The organism is Paraburkholderia sp. LEh10, from assembly GCF_017814945.1.
In the GTDB taxonomy this organism is placed as follows: Bacteria; Pseudomonadota; Gammaproteobacteria; order Burkholderiales; family Burkholderiaceae; genus Paraburkholderia.
Window position 1 is genome coordinate 1 of sequence record NZ_JAGIPX010000101.1, and the last position, 21075, is coordinate 21075.

Consider the following 21075-nt stretch of genomic DNA (forward strand, 5'->3'; position numbering starts at 1 on the left):
TGTCCGGCGCTCAAACTACCCGGAACACGACATTTCTATTTAGCGGAAACCCGACATTTCTATTTGGGACCTACACAAGAAATGTTGATAACTTTAGTTATGTCAACTGTCGCCATTGGCGATACCCATGAGCGATCCCTGCAGGCAATAAAAAAGGGCCTCACGGCCCTTTTTCTACTTCGATCCGGCTTTGCGCCATTCCGGCAACTCGGGAAGATGGCGATTACCGGGATTGCGGGCGGCGGCTCGCAGCTTCGCCTTGCCGTCCTTTGTCAATGCGGGAATGGACGCGAGCGACAGCCGCACGCCTTTGCGCGTGCCCGCAGCAGCATCCGGCTGCGGCTTCGATTTCAGGGCATGGCTCATATCAACTCCTTTTCGTGCAGATAGTCTAGCAGCTTTGCCAGCCGGGACTGCCCGCGCGAAGGTCAAACTCCATCAGCCGCTGACTCCCGTTTGCGCTCCACCAGGCCGCGTCGAGGGCAACGACGTCCCTTACCGTCCGGCTCGTCACGAGGTGCGGCGCGCCAGCCGTCTCACCGTCAAGGAGTTCCGCGTCAAAACCGACCTTCGGCCAGTAACGGTAACCGATCATCTGCGCATTCTAGCCGCGACCACCTCCAGCGACCAGCGAGATCGAAGCGAAGCCCAGATTGTGGGCAGTCATGGCGCACAGCGCGAACGAAATGGTGCCCAGAAAATGCGGTGCGTCATCGGCGAGGTAATGATGATCGACATGCAGCCCCTGCCGGAAATCCGCTTCGCCACCCGGCGCCAGATTGTCTTCATCGGGTTGAGGCTCCTCCAGACTCTCGACAAAAAGTCCCTGTTCGGCTTCGTCGATCCGGATCAGACCAATGCGATTCTTGTGACCTTGATGAATCACCTTCCGGTTCACTGACGTGAAGTAGATGCCGGGCGGCGACATGTCGGGACCGAAGTCCAGCTGGTTCTGCGCATGAACCCGACCTCCGTCGAAAATCATCAGGAGCCGGGCAAACTCCTCGCTCTGCAGGACCCGGCCTTCGACGAACTGGATAGGCTCACCGGTAGCAAAGTCGTCACCGTCCAGCCGGAAGGTTCCGGACAGCCAGCGACGGGCGGTTTCCGTCTGCAGCAGCGCGCGGTAGGCTACCGCGAGGTATTTGCGAAGAATGGCGTTAGAGGTGTGTGCATCTTGTACAAAAAAGGAGCAGCGCGACCCGCCGGGCCGCGCACGTGCATTCCAGGTTCGTTGATGTGGCAGTCAAGGGTCCCCGTTCTGGCTCCCGCTTTCCGATTGTGCTCGCATGGCAGTTATGAGAAATCCCCCTGCTGCCTGACGTCGTGTGGCAGCGGCAACGAGCCGCTGGGCGCCAGTGGCTCAGCGTCGCCCGTCCATCGCAGCCATGCTCCCCCGCACGATGCCAGGCACGCGGTGCGACTTCCGTCTTGCCGTACCAGTCAGGCTTGGCGCCGCAGACTGAAAAGCCGCAGCAGCTCGTCGCGCAACCCGGAGATATCGAGCACATGCTGCGCGCGGGTCACCGCCACATAGAGCAGGCGAAGCTCATCCTCGTCAGGCAACGGGCTGCCATCGGCACCCCGCAGGCGGAAATCGTTCGCCACCTTGACCCGCTTCCATTCGAGGCCCTTGGCGCGGTGGACCGTCGAGATCACATACTCGGCGGTGCATTCCACCGCCGAGCGCTGCGCCAGGGCCCGCAGATAGCCGGTACCCAGCTCATCGACGATCCGCACAACCGGCAGCAGGTCCTGACCAAAAGCACTGCGCGCAAACGCCTGTGCGTCGCTCCACTTCTCGAACAGCGAAAACGCCGCCGGGCGGAACGCGCGCTGGCCGGCCAGCAGCCGGTCCGCGCCGTCAGCGTACGCGAGAATCTCGGCCGGAGTCATCCGGATCGCCGGTCGATGTCCCGCCTCGAGTCCCGAGGCGAACTGCCAGATCGCCGTGACGTTCTTCCGGCAGAGGATCGCGTCGACCGGCGGCGCCAGCGCGGGATCTTCCACCATGATCGAGCCGATGGCGCCCTGTCCCCGGATGGGCGTGCGTTCGCCGAGCAGCGTGAGCAGACGGCTGGCGAGCGCCGCGAACGTAGCGCCAAAGCGGAACGACTCCGTAAGCGCGCATTCGGGCGCGTCGATCTGCGCCATCACATTGATCGCGCCTCGCCACTCGTAGATTTGCTGGTAAGGATCGCCCACATAGACGATCTGCGCGTGGCGCTGCCGGCCCAGGACCGACAGCATGACTCCATCGCTGTCCTGCGCCTCGTCGAAGAGAATGAAGTCGGCTTCGATGCGTGGCTCCGAGAGCGCCCAGAGCTTCAGGAGCACGTCGGGCGAAATGGCGCTCCCCCCGCGGGTTGCCGCGCCCTCTTCCCACAGACGCGCGACGTAAGGCAGCAGGTAGACGCGCAGTTGCGCGGCTACCGCTTCGTCGATCTTTTCATCGACGACAATATGTGGCGTTGCCGGCTGGATGTCAGCGGACCGGCAGAACCTGTCCCGCCCATCGGCAATCATCCGTCCGATCTCGAACGGGGCGATCTCGACCACCTTGCCCGTGACTGTCCGCACTTCGAGCGGACCAAGCCCGTAGCGTGCAGCCAGTTCGTGCGGTGGCTCGCCCGGAAGGCTCATCCGGTTTCGCACCGACGGGCTGACGGAGGCCCACGCCAGCGAATGCATCGTGCGCGAGCCGACGTGAGGCGGGAAGCGCCGGGCTGCACTTGCCGCGATTTCCCGGTTGAACGCGAGGTACATGCCACGCCGCTGACCGAAATGCTCGGCCACGAGCTGGAGCGTGGAGGTCTTGCCCGCGCCGGCAAATGCCTTGATCTTGAGGTCGCCGGCGTGACGCGCTGCCTCGATCACGGCCTGCTGCTCTCGCGTTGGAATAAAGCGCCTCTTCACGCGCTACCAGACCTCATGTGCAGTCGCTCCTGGCGATGTGGAAGCGCTGATTTTCGCATGGCTCACAGCCGATCGTGCGGCCCGGCGCCGGAGGCGTCATCAGAACCTGTCCGCGTGTGACTACCGGAGACAGCCCGTCTGGCGTTGCGAAAGCTGACAGCCCCCGTCACGTCTCAACAAGCTCAAGCCCGTTTTCGGCGCACCATTGCCTCAGCGCGCTTTCGACAGCATCGGCTTCAAACGAATACCAACCCTCGAGAACGCCTTCTCGCTCCAGCAAATCCTTGAAACGCGCATAAGCCCCTTGCCGTCGGAAAAATCCTTCGACCTGGTCGTAACACGCAGGCAACTCCTGTGCGGCAAAGCGCAAGGCGAGACGTCTTCCGAGATCGAGCTCGTTTTTGTGCGGTATCGCAAGATAGCGATCTGACGTTTCAAGGTCGTCAGGAATTTCCTCGTCGAATGCGTCGCTGGAATCAGAAGTCCAATAGATCTTGCCTGTATCGAGCGAGACATACGCGCTATGCTCCGTTGGAGCCGCGTAGCTGACGAAGTCGAAAGCCAAAGAAAGATCATCGTGCCTGACTGTGACCATGGCTCTACTCACATGGGTTGTAACGTTCGAGTGGCCAGTCGGCGTGGCGGCGTGGGGCCGGGGTTTGCCGCCGACAACGCGACTCAAACCTCATCGCTCGGATCAGCGATATCGAGCCGGAATTGCCATCCTTCCATGCTCATCAGCATTCGCCCAAGCTCGTCCCACGAGACCTCCTTGCCGTCGACCACCACGAGTGGCACGCGCCCCACCTGAGACTCATCCCATTCGATGCGCCCTCGCACCGTGCTGTCAATGATCCGGCGCTCATGAAAATCAATGTGCCTGACCGACAGCGCGCGACGTATCTTCTCGACGAGGCGCCCGAGCAGCACGAACACATCGTCGTCGGCTACGCCGGTCAGCTGGAACCGGTAGCCGGCGCGAAATTCTCCGCGAAGCTCAAAGGCGTCCAGTGCAATGCGGTCACCCAGGAGCCGGAGCTGGAAATGGAAATGATGCGGCTCTCCCTGGCAGTCGGTCATCCAGACGGGGTCAAGCCGGACGTTCTCGAAATCAGTGAATCCGCTGGACTCAGCGATTCTGGCATTGAAGCACAGCGTACAGAGCAACTCATGGCCGCCATCGCCGGAGCCGAAGTGTATGGTGTCCCAGGGCGGCGTCTGGTTGCCGCATTGTTCGCATCGCTCGTGCGCCATGTCGTGCCTGCTGTAACGGTTCTTCCTTCGATCGCCGGGAGGATGGATTGCATTTGCCGTTGCCGTCTTTGGCACTGTTGGTCACACGGTGGCGGCGACAGGCGACCCGACGAAGCCGCAATGATGTGCGCAGGAACTGGTGGAACGGATGACGCTATTGTGACAGAGACGGCGAGCACCTGCCCGCCCTCGGGGACGAGCAGCGCCGGACTGGGCGTCGAGCGCCGTCCGCAGCGTGACCGGAAAGCGCCATCCATGATCGACGCGTTCGATGAGGTCATTCCCGCACGACATCCGCACAGGAAAGCGAAACATATGGGCTGACCCCGCCGCGTCCAAGCCTGCCGCTGGCGCAGCGTGAATTACATAACTTGCTGCGCCTGGCCCAACATTGACGCATGGCCTCCATGCAGCCGCGCTACAAGCATCATATGCCCGGAATTATGAAGGCAACACCGTGAGAACACAGCGCACAGATCATAGCAATCGAGATGCGGTCGCATTTCTATCTCATCGATGAATTGACGACTGCTCCACTCCGATTTTTCGTGCGCTTTACCTTGATCGCCATTGGGAATGGCTCAAGGTCGCAGATAGGACTCAGGGTGCTGACCGATCAAGGTTACTTCAGCGGCCCGGACATCCGCAGTTGCGATCTGCCCGGCATCACGCGTAGGTGCCGAAACCGCTCACCGCAGCGTGAAGGATGAAGGGGGCTCTTTACCAAGCGAGACTTCGTCTACATGGCGAAGGCCGATGAATATCGATGCCCTGTCAGCCCGCGCAATCGGAGAACCACCTGTGCCGCGCGCGGCTACATACGTCACGGTGTGATTCAATATGAAAAGCGCCAGTCATTATGCAGTCGATGTCGCAGAAATCGCGGGCCACAGGGTTTCGGGTTTCGGGTTTCGGGTTTCGGCCGGTAGGTATAGCGTATGCTGAGGGTTCCTTCAAGGACCGGCAGGGATCCAGTCAATGTGACCGGACAAGGGGCGACACGCCTTCGGGCCGGCTTCATTTGTTATTAGGAATCCATAGCATGCCATTCTCCCGCCGGCGTTTCATGATACTTGCCGCATCCGTCGCATCGACGACGGTTCTCTCCACTGAGTCGCGAGCCGACGCCCCTGTGCTTGCCGAGAACGATCCGACTGCACAGTCACTTGGCTACAAGACGGACGCTGCGAAAGTGGACAAGACAAAGTTCCCCCGCTATCAGACTGGGCAAACTTGCGCAAATTGCCAGCTTTATCAGGGCAAACCCGGCTCGGCGATGGGTCCTTGTCCAATCTACGGCGGCAAGCTGGTCGATGCCAAGGGGTGGTGTAACTCTTACGCGAAAAAGGCCTGAACCGGGCGCGCTGATACTCAGCCGCATGTAGTCGCATGTATCCGGGCCAGCCCTGGTGGCGGGGAGTTTCCACCCCGTGAGTACCTTCAGTCCCCCATGCCCCTGGGGCATGCCGTAAATGTTTCCAGTGAGCAAGGAGCCTAAAAATGGAGTTCAACGGGAGGAACAGCGCGAATAATATGCGCCCGGTAGCCACTCCCAACCGGATAAGGCTGGGCCCGTTCACTTGCCAGGTATGAAAGACCTTGAAAAAGACATCACGCCCCTAGTTTCCGGCCTGGCTGTGCTTGCGACCGCTTGCCGTCCATTGATCTCAGTCAATTCGCTTTCCGGACTGACTACCACAATTGAGCGTGTCTCTTTGAGGAGCCGACTCCATGAAAACGAAAATCGCTTTACTTGCCACGTTCGCAGCGCTGGTGACCGCTGCGAACGTGCAGGCGGATGACGCGCATCACCCTGCGTCCGCCGCGCAAGCCAGTGCGCCCGCACCGAAGGCCGCTGCCAGAAAACCGGCGCAGACCGGCCAGACGTCGGAGCGATACGAGAACGCCCGCCGTCAGATGCAGAAGATGCTGGCTCAAATGGACCAGATCCGCCAGACGAACGATCCTGCCGAACGCCAGCGGCTGTTGGACGAGCACATGCGCACCATGCAGGAGGCCATGCAGTCCATGCACGGGACGGGCGGTCCGATGATGATGGACATGATGGGACAGCAAGGCATGGGCGGAGTCAACAGCAACGTTCAGAGCGGCCAGCGAGGATCCGGTGTGAACGAGCGCATGGACATGATGGAAAGACGCATGGACATGATGCAGATGATGATGGAGCAAATGCTCCAGCAGCAGAAGCCCCCTGCTCCCGCCAAATAAGCCCGGCCCCGCCGGGCAAGCTGCTCAGCATCAGCAAGTCCTGACCGTGCCATCGATCAGTTGCTGTATGAGCACAGGGACCGCGTTCAGTTCGTGTGCGACGCGTTCCCGTATCAGACGACGCTGGGATTCCGTCAGTCCCTCCGGTGCACAGACATCGACTGTCGACAGCTGAGGCTCGTCGATACTCCGGCCGATCGCCGACAGAAGTCCGACCGTTACATGCGACACGCCCCCGGTGCTTTCGAAAATCCGCTGCGCCAGCCGGTGCGCGAGCACGTATGCAGGTGGTTGCCATGATTCGCGCCGGTGGTTTCGATCGGGGCCGACGCCAGCCTCGGTCGTCGCAGCACGGTGGCCGTTGTCCTCACCATGGCGCGCAGTCTGGCAGCAGCCTGGTTCGACCGGTATTCCTGCACGAACGAAAGCCCGACGCTGAGGACCACCATGACGGTAATCACGATGGCCGCACGCACATCGCCGAGGAACGCAGACACCAGGGCAAGACTGAGCAGCATCAGATTGAGGGGGCTACGAACTTGCTTGCCCAGATGATGCACGACGCCATCCCCAGCGTGCTGTGCGACGGTGTTGCGGCCGTGAGTGACGAGGCGCTGCGCCGCCTCCGCCTCGGAGAGCCCGCCAGGACCGGTTTTGAGGCGCTCGTACACGTGCTCTGTTTCGAGCCCGGAAATCTCCCGGATGCGCAAGGCGGCCTGAGCACTGTCCCGATCAAATTCAGGCTTCGCACGACTAAGCTGCGCCGAGCCACCGCTTGCGTTCATCAATCCCGCGAAGTCGAAGTTCATGCCCACCCTTTCACATGGTTCATGCAAACCCGGGTTGACGATGATCGCGCACCCGCACGCCGCATTGGGAAAACAGGCGGGCGATACCCCGTGGCCGGTCCGCCCCGTTTTCCGGACCTCGCGCGCATGTCATTACAGCGGGCCAGTAGATCCGGCCACGCCGTCCTTTATCCCATCAAGGTTCTCAGGCCCGCCAGCGCCGCTGCCGGGTCGGCAATCCCGCGGTAGATCGCGTGAATCTCCATCGCTGCTCGGGTGGAAGCAATCGGACTGAGATGGGCAGCATCCTGGCGCAGTGACGGGCCTCACGGCGTTCATGAGCCCTTCCGTTCCGGTACACACCCCGCCCCGGCCTGCAGATTCGACGCAGGTTCCATTTCGAAGCACACGCGCCTCGGGTCTCCAACGGAGACACCCGCACCATATGGCTATCGCGGCCGATACTCGAATTGCACCGGGACCTTGCCGGGCCGATCAGGTCGCCGGGCATCGATCCGGACCCGATACGGCCCTGCGCCGCCAAGGTTGAAATACGCACCGTAAGTGATCGTGCCATCAATAGTCATCGGTTCCAGCTTCCTGCGTGTTTCGCCCAGACCAATCTCACCTACTGCCGCCGTCACCTGGGCATCAGTAATACGCTTCTGTGTGGCGTGATCAAAAAGTGCGACCGTAAGGTGGTAACTGTTCCGGCTTCCGGGTACGCCTCCATGCATCGCAGCTTCCGCGTGAGACGTAAGATGTGCACCCGCAGCGGCAGACGGCACGAATCCGTGGTACACGTCGGTGTCATCGATCAGCAGATGCTGGTTGACGCCACCTTGCGCGCTTGCAACGGTCGCGACGACTGCGAACAGCAGGATGGCGAGGAGAACCAGGGCGATCAGTGCTCTCACTGAGTCCCCTCACCTTCGACAGTCAGCGCCCTGCGCTCGCCGGAATGGTCTCGTCCCGCATCGGGGGCGGCATCGCCACCATGCAGCACAGTCGCAACCGTCGCAGATGCTGCTGCGTCGCCAAGCTGGCTTGCGATGGCCTGCAGGTCCTCGCCCGACATCGTTTCCTTTGCCAGCAGGTCCCGAGCAGAACTCGCGAGCAATCCCCTGTTTGCCTGAAGGATCGAAAAGGCGCAACCGGATGCGGATTCAATCAGCTCACGCACCGCCGCATCGATCGCTGCAGCCGTCTGTTCGCCGTACTGGCGCGGTCGCCATTCGGACCCGGTGGGCAGACCGAGAGCCGAGGTGGTCTCAGGTTCATACGCGACCTGCCCCAGCTTAGGGTCCATCCCAAACCGCACCACCATGCTGCGGGCGATCGCACTCGCCTTTGCGAGATCGTCGGCCGCCCCTGTCGACACTTCCTGGAATATCAGTCGCTCCGCGGCCCGGCCGCCCAGCAACACCGCCATGCGATTCATCAGCTCGGCCCGGTCCATCAGGAAACGGTCCTCGGTCGGGCGTTGAATCGTATAGCCGAGGGCTGCAATGCCATGCGGGATGATCGAGATCTTCTGAACCCTGTCGACGCCCGGTAGTACCATCGCGACGAGCGCATGACCCATCTCGTGGTGCGCCACCACTTCCCGCTCGTGAGCGTTGAGGAGACGGTTACGCTTCTCGAGACCGGCGACGATCCGCTCGATGGCCTGCGTGAAGTCATCGAGCGAGACACTCTCCGCATGTCGGCGCGTCGCGAGTATCGCCGCCTCGTTGACGAGATTGGCCAGGTCGGCGCCCGAAAATCCCGGAGTGAGCGCGGCAATGTCATCGACTGGCACGCCGGGCGCGAGCGCAATCTTCTTCAGGTGCACTTCGAGGATCTGCGCGCGTCCCTTCTTGTCCGGCCGGTCGACGAGAACCTGCCGGTCGAAGCGGCCTGCCCGCAGCAGTGCCGGGTCGAGGATTTCGGGCCGGTTGGTGGCGGCGAGAAGGACAACGCCAATGGACGTGTCAAATCCGTCGAGTTCGGCCAGGAGCTGGTTCAGGGTCTGCTCCTTCTCATCATGACCGCCTCCCCCGGGAAACGCGCTGCCGCGTGCACGGCCAAGCGAGTCCAGCTCGTCGATGAACACGATGGCGGGCGCGTGCTTGCGCGCCTGCTCGAACAGATCGCGCACACGTGCCGCGCCGACACCGACAAACATCTCGACGAACTCAGAGCCTGATATCGAGAAGAAAGCGACGCCCGCCTCACCCGCGACGGCGCGTGCCAGAAGCGTCTTGCCCGTGCCGGGCGGCCCGACCAGCAGCACGCCTTTCGGCACGCGCGCGCCGAGACGGCCGTAGCTGCGCGGATCGCGGAGGAACGAAACGACCTCTTTCAACTCGTCCTTCGCTTCGTCCACTCCGGCGACGTCGGCGAACGTGACGTTGATGTCCTTTTCGACGTAGACCCTCGCCTTGCTCTTCCCGATCGACATCATGCCGTCCATTCCTGGCCCCATCGACATCGGCCGGATCAGGAACATCCAGACGAGCGCGAAGCCGACGATCGGCATCAGCCAGCCCATGACCGTCGGCCAGGGACCCGGTTCGGGCTCGCCCGAAAAAGTGACATTCTCTTTTGTCAACGATTGCGCAAGCGCCGGGTCGACACGCAGCGTCGAAAAATGCTGCGGCGAGTCTTTCGGCGCATTCTTCAGGGTTCCCGTGATCCGGCTCGGACCGACCACGAGATCGGTCACCTTGCCCTGACTGGCGAGCTGCTGGAATTCGCTGTATGGGATTGTCCTGATGTGATCCGGCTGGGACACGAGGCTCTGGATCAGCAGCACCCCGACCATCGCCGCGAGGACGTAGAGGAAATTGATCTTGTGTTCCCGATTGAAATCCATGATCTGCCCCGGTCAGCTTAAGCTGGCAGAGTCGTGCGTCGAACCGCCATGATGTGCGCCGGGCCTCGGAATGAAAGCCGGAACCTCATGCATGTAGCGCTGGTACGCCTGCCCGAATTCAGCGAGCGAATCACGTTCCTCCGAGCGCGCAAGGCGTGTGTACATGTAAACCAGCACCGGGAACATGGCGAGCGTGAGCAAGGTCGGCCATTGCAGCAGAAAGCCGAACATGATCAGCACGAAGCCAACGTACTGTGGATGGCGAATATAAGCATAGACGCCCGTCGTGGCGAGTGTGTGACGGCGCCGCGCCCGATAGAGGACTTGCCATCCAGATGCAATGATCCAGAATCCGCCGCCAATGAACACAAAGCTCAACAGATGGAATGGGCCTAAATGCGGATTAAACTTCCAGCCGAACATCATCTCCAGGAGGTGCCCCGCATCGTGCGAAAACCAGTTCACCTGCGGATAATGCGACTGCAGCCAGCCCGAAAGCAGATAGATCGTCAGCGGAAATCCATACATTTCGGAAAAGAGCGCCACGATAAAGGCCGAGAACGCACCGAGGGAGCGCCAGTCCCGCTTCGTCTTCGGTTTGTAGAATGTGAAGGCGAAGAAGATGAAAAAGGCCGAGTTGACGGCCGCGAGCAGCCACAGGCCGTAAGCAGGGGAGTTATCGTGCATGACTGGCTCCTCGAGAGTGCCGGTCAATGATGGTGGGAATGCGACGATTGATTCTGATTGGTCTTGTCTTCGTCTTCGGGACGGGAAGCATCGCCCCCGTGATCCCCGTGATGCATGAACAGGTGCATCAGCGGACAGGCAAGCAGGAGCAGAAAGGGCAGCCAGCCAAGCAGATGAGCCCGGTGTTCTGTCACGAGATAAAAACCACCAATCGCGATAAACGCCACCAGCACAATATTTCCACCTGAAAACCCGAAACGACGGTTGCCATGTTGCATTCTGTCCTCCGATCCTTCCCGGGCAACGGTTGCATACGGTGCATGCTCCAGTGCAGGGTACCGTGCCGCAGTCGGCAAGGCTTGATACAGGTCAAGTCAGTTCGAAAGCTGCCGTCCGCAATGTCCGCAATACGCCCATCAAACGTCGGTCAACCGGCTCAATTCACGTTCACGACACCATCGAAAACCCTGTTGTTGGGCGCCCCCGTCGAAGGCTCTCAGGCCCGATACGATCGATGGGCAGTGACCGGGATGACGATGTCAGCTGTAGTCGCCGCTGCCGTGCTTCAGAGCATCCGACAGCACGCACTGGAGGCTGAACAGTCAGTCCACTGCACGGGCCGGGCGAAAGTAGCCGCCCCCAGCGATGCAGAGAGATGATGAATGTTGATGTGCGTTGTACCGGTGGATAGGCATCTCCCCTGCTGCATCGGGATACACGGTTACCACAGCAACAGCGCCATGCGGCCGTTTGAGTGTCTCGCGATAACAGGATGGATGGCCCCCCGCCTTCCGCAACGACTGGTTTGGGGAAGCTTCAGGATGCCCGGATTTCCCGCTGTTGTCCTGATTGATCTGCATCAACGAACAGGCCCCGTACATCGATACGATTCTTCAATGAACCCGTCAATTCGTGTACCGGAGTCGGTCCAATCAACCATATTCTTCGCGATACTCAGTATCGCTTTATGACCAATCTATCCGACTGAGGCTTTTCGACGGCATTTTCACCTGCGCTACGGGGAGCAACATCATGCAATGGTTATCGCAAAGCTGGTTCTGGATCGTTATCGCACTGGGCATCTTCTTCCTGATGATGCGCCGTGGGACATTGGGCGGCGGGATGGGCGGCCACATGCAGCATCGGCACGAGCACGAGCCCAGTCGGACCGAACCTTCGCGAGATCCCGTCAACGGACGCGTGGTCGACGGATTGCACGCGCTGACTTCAATATTCCACTGACAGACCTATTGCTTCGACTCCGAAGAGTCACGCGCGGAATTCAACAAGGATCCGCAGCGGTATGCAGTGCAACATACACATCATCATCACGGGTGCTGTTGATCCGGTGCGGCATGTGCACGTGACCAATGCATGAAGCGGACGCTTCCGGACGCGCCCATGACGCGCTTGAGCCAGCCGTATAAAAATTGACCCACAAGCGCGTCCGCACGAGCGTACAGCCCGTTCATCCCGGCTTCGGAGACACCGCGTACCTTCACAATCCATGCAACGAGGAGGACGAGGCACGATGAACAAGCGAAAAGCAGGAAATACCCGTTCCGCGACCCCGGCCTCTTTTGACACTGCCGGTCCAGACAACGAAGCAATACTTCTCTCGCGGGGTGAATACGAAGCGGAGCTGCGTCAGCTTCAGGTCGAACTGGTGAAGCTGCAGCGCCATTTCATCCGATGCAGGGACAAGATTCTCATCCTGCTCGAAGGTCGCGATGCAGCAGGCAAGGATGGCGCGATCAAGAGAATCGTCGAACATCTCAGCCCGCGGGAAACACGTGTCGTCGCACTTGGCCGGCCGTCAGACAGGGATCTCGGTGCGTGGTACTTCCAGCGTTTTGTGCCGTATCTTCCGGTCGCGGAAGAACTCGCGATCTTTAACCGAAGCTGGTACAACCGCGCTGGCGTCGAGCAGGTGATGGGGTTTTGCACGCCACAGCAGTACGAGGAGTTTCTGCAGTCGGTGCCGCGCTTCGAGGCCATGCTGGTCGACTCGGGCATCCGGCTTCTCAAGTACTACCTCGATATCAGCCGCAACGAGCAGGCGAAGCGACTCGACGCGCGCAAACGGGACCCTCTCAAGCAATGGAAGATGAGCCCCATCGACGAAGTGGCCGTCAAACACTGGAAAGACTACTCCGCCGCTCGCAACACGATGCTCCTGCGCACGCATACTGTGTTTGCGCCGTGGCGAATCGTGCATGCCAATGACAAGAGACTGACACGGCTCAATCTCATCCGCGACATCCTGTTGAGACTCGATTACTGCGACAAGGACGAGAAGCTGGCGAAGCCGGATACCACGGTCGTCTTCGAGTTTGAACCAGGCTGCATCGAGGACGGTCTGCTGGCGGCGTGACGAGTTGGCCCGATTGATGCAAATCAAGCCCTCACCTGCCTCCGCGAATAGGCTATAAATGGATTGACCAGCCGCCAGTCCGACACGCCGCTCCAGAGCCGCGTCTTTTACCGCAGAGAAGGACTTCTTCCATGCCTGACCACTCGAAACGCTCCCACGGAACGCGGGGTTTCGTGCAGATTATCCTGAGGACGCTGATCCTGACGGTGGCGCTCGGGCTCACCGGCTGTGGCTACAACACGATCCAGACCGAAGACGAACAGGTCAAGGCAAGCTGGTCGGAAGTCCTGAACCAGTATCAGCGCCGCGCCGATCTCGTCCCCAATCTCGTCAATACGGTAAAGGGATACGCAAACCAGGAGAAAGACGTTCTGATACGCGTCACGGAGGCCCGCGCACGGGTCGGCTCGATTCAGGCAACCCCTGAGATGCTGTCCGACCCGCAGGCGTTCGCGAAATTCGAGTCAGCGCAAGGCCAGCTCACTTCATCGCTCTCGCGCCTGCTGGTCGTGTCCGAGAACTATCCGCAACTGAAATCCGATGCGAACTTCCGGGATTTGCAGGCCCAGCTCGAAGGAACGGAAAACCGCATTGCAGTCGCGCGGAACCGCTACATCAAGTCGGTCCAGACATACAACTCGACGGTACGGTCGTTTCCCAGCAACCTGACGGCGAAGGCCTTCGGCTTCCAGGAAAAGCCTAACTTCACGGTTGCAAACGAGGCAGAAATCGCAAAGCCCCCACGTGTCGATTTTGGTACAGCGCCAGCGTCTGCGAGCGGAGCCAACAATTGAAGGTCATCCGCGCTTTCCTCACCCTCGTCATTGCGGCACTGGCGGTCGCAGCCCATCACGGATGGGCTGAAATACCGGTACCGCCCCTGACCGCGCGCGTCATCGACGAGACCGGGACGCTTACGGGCGAACAGCGCTCGTCGCTTGAGCAAACGCTAAAAGAATTCGAGACGAGCAAGGGAAGCCAGATCTCGGTGTTGATTGTCCCCACCACACAACCAGAAACCATCGAGCAGTATTCAATGCGCGTGGTTGAGCAGTGGAAACTCGGGCGCGCACGCGTCGATGACGGCGCATTGCTGATCATCGCAAAAAAAGACCGCGCCCTGCGCATCGAGGTCGGATACGGCCTCGAAGGCGTGCTCAACGACGCAACCAGCAACCGGATCATCGACGAGACGATCGTGCCGAGATTCAAGCGGAGGGATTTTTATGGCGGCGTTGCGGCTGGTGTCGACAGCATGATCCGCGTGATCAGTGGCGAACCTCTGCCGCCTCCGTCGAAGCGACACAGTGAGTCCGATCGACGTGGTGGCCTGCTTCCAGCCTTACTTGTGGCAACAATTGTCGCGGGTGGCGTGCTGCGCGCGATGATGGGCCGTTTACCCGGCGCCGTTGTGACAGGCGGCATCATCGGCGTGCTGGCGTGGCTTCTCTCGGGTGCGCTCTTTATGGCTATCATCGCGGGCGCAGTCGCGCTGATGTTCACGCTGGTCGGCAGCGGCATGGGTGCGTACGTCGGTGGGCGGTACATTGGAGGCGGCGGCCGGGGCGGCCGTTCGAACCGCGATATCTTCAGGGGCGGTGGTGGGGGATTTGGTGGCGGCGGCGCCTCGGGAAGGTGGTAACCGTGGACCTCAAACGCATCGTCCGGCATCTGTTGATGACCCACTGGCGGGTCAAATCGGCGTTTCCGCCGCGCTCACTATCGGCAATCGGGCAAGCCGTTCAGGAGAGCCACAAGGCCCATGTCGGTCAGGTCAGGTTCGTCGTGGAAGGTGCGCTGCACAGTGCGTCGCTCTTCGAGGGGCTGACGGCGCGCGAACGGGCGATCGACGTGTTTTCCCAGCTTCGTGTGTGGGACACGGAATACAACAATGGCGTTCTCATCTACGTCCTGCTTGCAGACCGGGACGTTGAAATCGTTGCTGACCGCGGTATCCATTCACGGGTCTCCAGCGACGAATGGGAAGCCGTCTGCCGAATGATGGAATCGGACTTTAAGCGCGGCAAATACGAATCTGGGTCTGTCCGAGGTGTCGCGCAGGTCACGGCACTGCTTGTAAAGCACTTTCCAGCCCATCGCCCGCCGTGTGAAGACCTCCCCGCCGCTCCGGTAGTGATGTAACGCTGGGATTGGAGGATTTCCTTCTGCCGGGCGCTTTCATAACCTTCGAAACTCTACGGCTGAATGCGCGGCAAGCCACTGTGGTCCTTCACCCAAGGGGGCTGCCTGCGCCGAACGGTCATTGACTTCGACAAGCAGAACCGGATGCTTCAGGTCGTTGACTCGACCTTCTACTTTTTTATCAAACACGTCGATTTAAAGGACGTCGCCGAGGCGATTCCAAATCCTCTTCAATGACGTGGACGGCTGACGCGACGCATCCGTCGGGCCGATCATAAGCACCAAATTGTCTTGCTTGCCGAATGGAGCGTCAGCGAGTGGATGAAGTGGCCTGAACAAGGCCACACGCGGCTATGCCGCCGGCTTGATCCACGCGGTCGTAAAGCCAAGCTCCCTCAACATTGTGAAGGTGTTGCAGACAGAAACACCATTGTCGCGGCACGGCGTCCGGCAACCGGCGATTTGCCCGTTTTTTGGCTGGTGCAGACACCTCGATTGACACGACGACGCGGTGACCAGGGTCGGCTACCGCGTACGCGATCAGGAATGGGCCCCTCCCGTAGACCGTATTAATTGTGTCATCCATTGAAAGGCCCGGGTCAAGAGATAAATACTTCTCTCTCAGGCTTTCCCCTGCTTCGCTGAAACATTTCAGCCACCCTACGTCTGCGCGCATGAGCATGCATCCGATTTTTCGCTCACCTGGTTGCAGAGCTGGGCTGCACCAGTCATCCATCGGGATCAAGACGAGGGCCGGTGTTCTGGCTTTCGCCCGTGACTCATAGAGAGCCCCAGAAAACCATCGGTGCCAGACCAGTGTCCATGGGAGCATTCAACAATGATCGGCTTGCTGCGTTAGCAGTGCCAGGCTCGTTTCGGCTCATGGTCTGGGCATCCCAGCGGGCGCTAATAGGGGGACGGCGGGAGCGCGTGGGCCAATCAACAGACTGGGTTTACGCCAACACATTTAGCGGGCTCACGGCCCCGCCGGTCCTAACCGAAGCATCTGGTGACCTCGAAGGGTTTGCCATCTCGCAACATGTAGAACGCGGCCCGCGCGAGCTTGTGCGCGAGCGCCTCCATGGCTACCACGGGCATGCGCCGGGCCTTCTTGCGCTCATAGAAGCGTCTCGCCTGCGGACAGCTGCGCATGGCAACAGCAGCAGCCTGGATGAAGACCCACGAGAGGTACTTGTTGCCGTTCTTGGCATTGCCTTCGCCTTTCTTCATGCCGTTCGAGACGCGCCTGCTTTCAACGCACCGACAGTAGGAACTGAACTGGCCGACAGTGCGGAAACGGGAAATGGTGCCCGTCTCCAGCATGATCGTGGTTGCGAGTGTCACTCCGATGCCGGGTGCAGTTTTGAGGATTGCGAACTCGGGACGCAGTTTTACTTCGCGATGAAGTATCTACTCGATTACCCTGATCCGTGCTTGCAGAGTGCGCACGACCGCGAGGTTTGCGGCCAGGGCAGTCTCGATATGCGGCGGCAAACCGAATGAGGTCACGGCGGCGCTATCGAGATGGCGCACCTGCTCTGCGTTGAGGCGCAAATTCAATTGCCGGGCCAGGATGTTCTCGATACTGAGAGTGTTCAGCGTGCTTTGCTGTACGAGTTGCATGCGCTTGCGGGCGAGATCACGCAGGCCTCTTTCCTGTGGCGGATAGATGTAACCTTCTGGCAGTAGCCCAAGGCGGAAGATATGTGCGAGAAACACAGCATCCCGTTCATCGCCGGCGTACTTCAGACCCTCGTACTGCTTGATGGCGGCGGTATTTGCCAGATGGACGGCAAAGTCCGCGGCCATCAAGCCATCGACAAGCCAGTACCAGTTATAGGTTGATTCCACCACGACCCCTTGCAGGTCCTCGTGAAATGGCGCGAGGACCGCGATGATTGATGACAGGTCGTTGGCCAGTCGCTTGCAGTAGAGCACCCGGTCCTGATCGTCGATCACGGCGAGTACGGCGTTATTCGAGTGCAGATCGATGCCGCTATACTTCATTTGAGCCTCCAGAAGGGTCGGTTGAGCCTGGCATCTCAACTGTAGACCCTGGCCGCCCCCTTCTTTGGGCGGCCAGGAGGCCTTTCAATGATTATCAACAGCTTCGGATGAATTGATCGGTCCGACTCCATCGATATCGGGACGTCCGCCTCGGCTAGACGGACTGAGCGGCCTCGCATGGCAAGCGCGAAGCGGCTAGGTCTCCGTACGGCCGAGAAGCGACATTCGCCAGCAACGAGATTTGGACATTCAGGCGTCGGATGCATTCAGGAAGCGGACATTCAATCTGAAAGGGTGAACGCTCCAGTTTCTTCGGGATATGACCGAGGGCGGGTGCGTGAGACGCAACGCAGTGCCACTGCCGTCAACAAACCCTGATGCGCTCAGTGGAATCGAGCTTCGTCCTTAGTTGTAGACAGGTATGACGACAGTAGTCATTGATCGACATCCTTTAAATATTTCCGGTATCAAAACGGACGACTCGCCCATGCTACGGTGAGGTAATCGTGTCCGGGTACATAATGCTTCAGCAGAAAGGGATGACGCCGTGTCAGCCCATCTGCGAAGAAGTACCAGTCGCCAATCGAGCTTTGATCCGCTTCATATGTCTGGTCGCGGGGAACGCGCCGCTGGATCTGGGGCCACAGGTCGGCATGTAAATCGCGCCATCGTGACGGTCTGCCGTTGTCGATTGCCGGGATAAAAGTCTTGATGCTGTAGCAGTCGTCTTGCACTTCGCCAACAAATACGCCTTCTTCGCACGCGAGGCCCAACTGCAACCATTTGTCCCGGTAGATCCACGGCTGCAACCAATAAATGTTCGCCATGGCGGTATAGATGCGTGTGCGAATCTCGTCCTCGCCAGTTCGGCCCGTCCGCTGAATGATCCGTTGCATTGCATGCTGGCTAACCTCGATCCGGTACATGAGACCGTCGTCCGGCCGAACAGCCGACGAACAGACAAAGAAGTAGAAATCCAGCCCACCGGTAGCGCCACGTTGCTCGAATAATCCGCAGTACATGGTCATTTCGCCAAGGCGTATCAACGGAAACGTGACCAGGTGCTTGTCGAGTTCTGGCTTCAGAATGCGCTCCATGTAACGAAATGCCTTTCTGCCGCTCATCCCAGGTTGCCATTGCTTCGATATGCGCTTTATCGCACCGTCGAATACCCTGAGAAACGTGAACTGAGACGTCGCCTCTGAGATCGATTTCGCTCGCCCCTTCGCTATACGGGGATCAACAAAGCGCGGATGGTCCATGATTCATCGAGCCTCTGCTGCTTACGGTCGGTGTGCCAGGTCGGCTATGACGGGGAAGTCGATTCGACAATTGGTGCGTCGGCGACGGGCCGTCGTGAAAAGCCGCGAATGCCGTTAGTGCGACCGGGCTGCTGCCGAAGAAACGGTAAAAATTCGGCACGACGCCCAGCTTGTGACAGACGACGTCAAGTACCGGCTTGCTTTCGACGGGAGCGTCGTCTCGCGTGGAGATGTGCAAGCGAAACATCGACTGTTCCATCACGAATCGACGCGTTTGTCAGGCGCGAGAATCCAGCGTATTGCATCAAAAGAAGAGTTCCGACCGACCACGCGCGCATAGTGAACTGCGCGTGGTCAGAACGGAGCAACCAGCCATCGAGACCAGGGAGCCGGACGCCTCAAATCGGCGCCCGATCCACCCAGACTAGGCGGCCTTACGGGCCCGGGTCTGAAGCGGCGGGAACGTCGCGTCGATGTCGGTCTTGAACGTGTTGTTGAAGAGGTTGGTGATGAAGCTGAACGCGGTCTCGGCGACGATGTCAACGATCTGCTCGTCGGTGTAACCCGCAGCTCGCACCGCTTCGACGTCCGCGTCTTGGATGTGACCGCGCGACGTGGCGATCTTGTAGGCGAACTGCAGCGCGGCGTCGGCCTTGGGATCGGTCGAATGACCGTCGCGGTTGAGTTCCATGTCTTCCGGCGTCAGCCCCTGCAGCTTGGCGCCGAGGTAGGTGTGCGCCGACAGGCAGTAGTTGCAGCCGTTCACTTCGGCGGTCATCACGTGGATGCGTTCCCGGGTCTTGTGACCGAGGCTCTTGCCGAGCGCGCCGTGCATGTCGGCGATCGCCTTCAGGGCGTCGGGGGATTGCGAGATCAGGGCGAAGAAGTTCGGGATCACACCGAGAACTTTTTCGTAGTTCGCGAGGATCGGTTGTGCTTTGGCGGGAGCGGCTTCTTTCGAGGGGATTGCGAGGCGGGCCATGAGATTTCTCCGTTAATCCGAGCCACCGTGGCTTCGGTAGGAGGGATAGTAGTGACTTCCGCCCGAAACAATAATTGGTTATTTTTGAGAATCGCACTTCCATTCAGTGAAAGTATCGAGGGATTGGAGAAAGAGGCGGATTCGGTAGAGCGAACGCCCGTCAGGCCTTGCCCAGCTCCGACATAGCCGACCGCAATCGGTCGGCTGCGAAGTCGAGGAAGACCCGCATCTTGAGCGGCAACAGCCGGCGCTCTCCATGGATGAGACTGACAGGAATCGACTCGACATCAAACTTCGGAAGGACGTGGACAAGCTCCCCTGTGCGGAGCGCGGCATCGCAGTGGTAGCGGTACACCCTCGTCAAACCGGTGCGACGGAGCGCCGCCTGTACCGCAGCCTCAGCGCTGGTCACGGACAGGCGCGGAATGATGTTGACGTTGAAATCACGTTTGGTCGCCGAATCACGAAACCACCATGTTGCGGTGGAAGGGCCAGCGAAGACAACGCACGGAAGCTTTTCCAGGTCACTAGGGTGTTTGGGTATGCCGTGCGCAGCTAGCAGGTCCGGCGAAGCGCACACCAGTGTATCCATAGCGCCGACACGGGTTGCAATCATATTGCTGTCCGGCAAGGTGCCAATGCGAACCGCCATATCAACGTGGTCGTCGTAGAGATGAAGATTCCGATCGGAGAGAACCAGCTGGACGTTGATCTCGGGGTAGGCAGCCAGGAAGTCGGTTACGATGGGCAAGATGTACATGTGCCCAAACAACACCGGTGCAGTGAGAACGAGTTCTCCACGTGGGGTGGTGTATTCGCCAGCCGCAGCTCGTTCGACTTCCTCGATGTCTTCCATGATGCGTTTGACCGACTCGACGTAAGCTTGGCCCGCATCGGTCAAGGTCAGCTTTCGCGTTGAACGATGCAGCAACTTCGTGCCAAGGTACTCTTCGAGTTCGGTGACCTTCCGGCTGACGGTCGGGAGCGGCATATTTAAGGCCTTCGCCGTCGCCGTGAGGCTTCCCTTTTCGATCGTGAGCAGCACGATCGACATTGCTTCCAGTCTATCCATCTAACTTTCCACCCAATGAAAGATGATCTGTAAATATGAACATATCACTCCTTCTGAGTGAAACATTGTAGGCCCACTCCTCACGGTCGAAACATGATCGGCTCGCAGGCGCCGGTGGCAGGGGCGTGCCGACCGCCAGGATGCCAGCGCATGGCGCGTGCAGTCCTTCAAGGCCAGAAGACGGTCGGATATAGGGAACAGCAAGACCGGCCCCACATCCCTTACCGAAACATCGAGTTCGCTGATATGCGGATAGACTAAGTAAGCGAATGGCCGTTGCACGTTTTCAAGCTGTCATCCCAAATGTGCGAAGGCGATTGGCGGGTATGGGTCGGACTGGGACATCGGGTCGATGCGGGCTGCCTCGCTATCGTGCCGCGAACGCCTGACTCATCTGGCGAGCCCGTTTGACCTCGTCGCTCTGCAGGTAGATGAAATGTGCTGCAGCACATTTCATCTATTACCGGCTGTAGATCTTTATGTAGAGTAGCAACGTCAAACGCTT

General features: G+C 59.7%; 24 protein-coding genes. 8 read left to right on the forward strand and 16 right to left on the reverse strand.

The annotated features are described in order from the left end of the window. Positions 1 to 174: 174 nt before the first annotated feature. The 5 genes from J8I87_RS40345 to J8I87_RS40365 all read right to left on the reverse strand — a co-directional run bounded on the left by J8I87_RS40345 (position 175) and on the right by J8I87_RS40365 (position 4170). Positions 175 to 366, reverse strand: coding sequence for a hypothetical protein (locus tag J8I87_RS40345; protein ID WP_209938041.1), 192 nt, complete (start codon positions 364 to 366; stop codon positions 175 to 177). Positions 367 to 604: 238 nt separating this feature from the next. Continuing rightward, on the reverse strand, positions 605 to 928 hold the full coding sequence (locus J8I87_RS45355) for a hypothetical protein (RefSeq protein WP_245254522.1): 324 nt from the start codon (positions 926 to 928) through the stop codon (positions 605 to 607). A 515-nt stretch (positions 929 to 1443) separates the two neighbouring features. Next, positions 1444 to 2877 carry a UvrD-helicase domain-containing protein gene (locus J8I87_RS40355; protein WP_409518880.1) on the reverse strand — a complete coding sequence of 478 codons (1434 nt, stop codon included), beginning with the start codon at positions 2875 to 2877 and terminating at the stop codon, positions 1444 to 1446. Between the two features lie 205 nt (positions 2878 to 3082). Continuing rightward, on the reverse strand, positions 3083 to 3511 hold the full coding sequence (locus tag J8I87_RS40360) for a hypothetical protein (protein ID WP_209938045.1): 429 nt from the start codon (positions 3509 to 3511) through the stop codon (positions 3083 to 3085). Positions 3512 to 3594: 83 nt separating this feature from the next. Beyond that, positions 3595 to 4170, reverse strand: a complete 576-nt coding sequence (locus J8I87_RS40365; protein ID WP_209938046.1) for a hypothetical protein — start codon at positions 4168 to 4170, stop codon at positions 3595 to 3597. Between the two features lie 1042 nt (positions 4171 to 5212). On the opposite strand from J8I87_RS40365, the gene J8I87_RS40370 reads away from it, so the two are divergent. Both J8I87_RS40370 and J8I87_RS40375 read left to right on the forward strand, forming a co-directional pair. Further along, the gene (locus J8I87_RS40370; protein ID WP_209938048.1) at positions 5213 to 5524 is read left to right on the forward strand and encodes a high-potential iron-sulfur protein; all 312 of its coding nucleotides are present in this window, start codon (positions 5213 to 5215) and stop codon (positions 5522 to 5524) included. A 377-nt stretch (positions 5525 to 5901) separates the two neighbouring features. Next, positions 5902 to 6399, forward strand: a complete 498-nt coding sequence (locus J8I87_RS40375; protein WP_209938049.1) for a hypothetical protein — start codon at positions 5902 to 5904, stop codon at positions 6397 to 6399. A 30-nt stretch (positions 6400 to 6429) separates the two neighbouring features. Here J8I87_RS40375 and J8I87_RS46525 read toward each other — a convergent pair whose 3' ends face one another. The 6 genes from J8I87_RS46525 to J8I87_RS40405 all read right to left on the reverse strand — a co-directional run bounded on the left by J8I87_RS46525 (position 6430) and on the right by J8I87_RS40405 (position 11009). Continuing rightward, complete coding sequence (locus J8I87_RS46525) at positions 6430 to 6678, reverse strand: methionine adenosyltransferase (RefSeq protein WP_209938050.1); 249 nt, start codon at positions 6676 to 6678, stop codon at positions 6430 to 6432. Next, the gene (locus J8I87_RS40385; protein WP_209938051.1) at positions 6618 to 7208 is read right to left on the reverse strand and encodes a cation-transporting P-type ATPase; all 591 of its coding nucleotides are present in this window, start codon (positions 7206 to 7208) and stop codon (positions 6618 to 6620) included. Before J8I87_RS40385 ends, J8I87_RS46525 begins: the two co-directional genes overlap by 61 nt. A 428-nt stretch (positions 7209 to 7636) precedes the next feature. Beyond that, positions 7637 to 8104 (reverse strand): hypothetical protein, encoded by a 468-nt coding sequence (locus J8I87_RS40390; protein WP_313068165.1) that lies wholly within the window; start codon positions 8102 to 8104, stop codon positions 7637 to 7639. Further along, a complete protein-coding gene (ftsH, locus tag J8I87_RS40395; protein ID WP_209938053.1) occupies positions 8101 to 10044 on the reverse strand; it encodes an ATP-dependent zinc metalloprotease FtsH in 1944 nt (647 codons plus the stop codon). The genes J8I87_RS40390 and ftsH overlap by 4 nt, the downstream gene beginning before the upstream one ends. 12 nt (positions 10045 to 10056) lie before the next feature. After that, positions 10057 to 10731 carry an isoprenylcysteine carboxylmethyltransferase family protein gene (locus tag J8I87_RS40400; protein WP_209938069.1) on the reverse strand — a complete coding sequence of 225 codons (675 nt, stop codon included), beginning with the start codon at positions 10729 to 10731 and terminating at the stop codon, positions 10057 to 10059. Positions 10732 to 10754: 23 nt separating this feature from the next. Further along, positions 10755 to 11009, reverse strand: coding sequence for a DUF2933 domain-containing protein (locus tag J8I87_RS40405; RefSeq protein WP_209938055.1), 255 nt, complete (start codon positions 11007 to 11009; stop codon positions 10755 to 10757). A 754-nt stretch (positions 11010 to 11763) separates the two neighbouring features. Here J8I87_RS40405 and J8I87_RS40410 point away from each other — a divergent pair. From J8I87_RS40410 to J8I87_RS40435, 6 genes are all read left to right on the forward strand, one after another. Then, positions 11764 to 11973, forward strand: a complete 210-nt coding sequence (locus J8I87_RS40410; protein WP_245254523.1) for a hypothetical protein — start codon at positions 11764 to 11766, stop codon at positions 11971 to 11973. Positions 11974 to 12262: 289 nt separating this feature from the next. Further along, positions 12263 to 13105 carry a polyphosphate kinase 2 gene (gene ppk2 / locus J8I87_RS40415; protein ID WP_209938057.1) on the forward strand — a complete coding sequence of 281 codons (843 nt, stop codon included), beginning with the start codon at positions 12263 to 12265 and terminating at the stop codon, positions 13103 to 13105. 131 nt (positions 13106 to 13236) lie between these two features. After that, positions 13237 to 13899, forward strand: coding sequence for a LemA family protein (locus tag J8I87_RS40420; protein ID WP_245254524.1), 663 nt, complete (start codon positions 13237 to 13239; stop codon positions 13897 to 13899). Positions 13900 to 13904: 5 nt separating this feature from the next. After that, on the forward strand, positions 13905 to 14747 hold the full coding sequence (locus J8I87_RS40425; RefSeq protein WP_313068167.1) for a TPM domain-containing protein: 843 nt from the start codon (positions 13905 to 13907) through the stop codon (positions 14745 to 14747). A 2-nt stretch (positions 14748 to 14749) separates the two neighbouring features. Next, positions 14750 to 15247: a TPM domain-containing protein gene (locus J8I87_RS40430; RefSeq protein WP_209938062.1), complete on the forward strand. Its 498-nt coding sequence runs from the start codon at positions 14750 to 14752 to the stop codon at positions 15245 to 15247. A gap of 63 nt (positions 15248 to 15310) precedes the next feature. Further along, entirely contained in the window at positions 15311 to 15484 is a 174-nt protein-coding gene (locus J8I87_RS40435; protein ID WP_209938063.1) for a hypothetical protein, read from the forward strand. A 756-nt stretch (positions 15485 to 16240) separates the two neighbouring features. On the opposite strand, the gene J8I87_RS45360 is transcribed toward J8I87_RS40435, so the two are convergent. From J8I87_RS45360 to J8I87_RS40455, 5 genes are all read right to left on the reverse strand, one after another. Further along, positions 16241 to 16657, reverse strand: coding sequence for a transposase (locus J8I87_RS45360; RefSeq protein WP_313068168.1), 417 nt, complete (start codon positions 16655 to 16657; stop codon positions 16241 to 16243). Continuing rightward, positions 16658 to 17254: a transposase gene (locus J8I87_RS45365; protein ID WP_245254526.1), complete on the reverse strand. Its 597-nt coding sequence runs from the start codon at positions 17252 to 17254 to the stop codon at positions 16658 to 16660. It lies immediately after the preceding gene. Positions 17255 to 17721: 467 nt separating this feature from the next. Next, positions 17722 to 18516 carry a hypothetical protein gene (locus tag J8I87_RS40445; RefSeq protein ID WP_209938064.1) on the reverse strand — a complete coding sequence of 265 codons (795 nt, stop codon included), beginning with the start codon at positions 18514 to 18516 and terminating at the stop codon, positions 17722 to 17724. 424 nt (positions 18517 to 18940) lie between these two features. Further along, positions 18941 to 19498 (reverse strand): carboxymuconolactone decarboxylase family protein, encoded by a 558-nt coding sequence (locus tag J8I87_RS40450; protein ID WP_209938065.1) that lies wholly within the window; start codon positions 19496 to 19498, stop codon positions 18941 to 18943. A gap of 160 nt (positions 19499 to 19658) precedes the next feature. Then, positions 19659 to 20570 carry a LysR substrate-binding domain-containing protein gene (locus J8I87_RS40455; protein ID WP_209938067.1) on the reverse strand — a complete coding sequence of 304 codons (912 nt, stop codon included), beginning with the start codon at positions 20568 to 20570 and terminating at the stop codon, positions 19659 to 19661. Between the last annotated feature and the right edge of the window lie 505 nt (positions 20571 to 21075).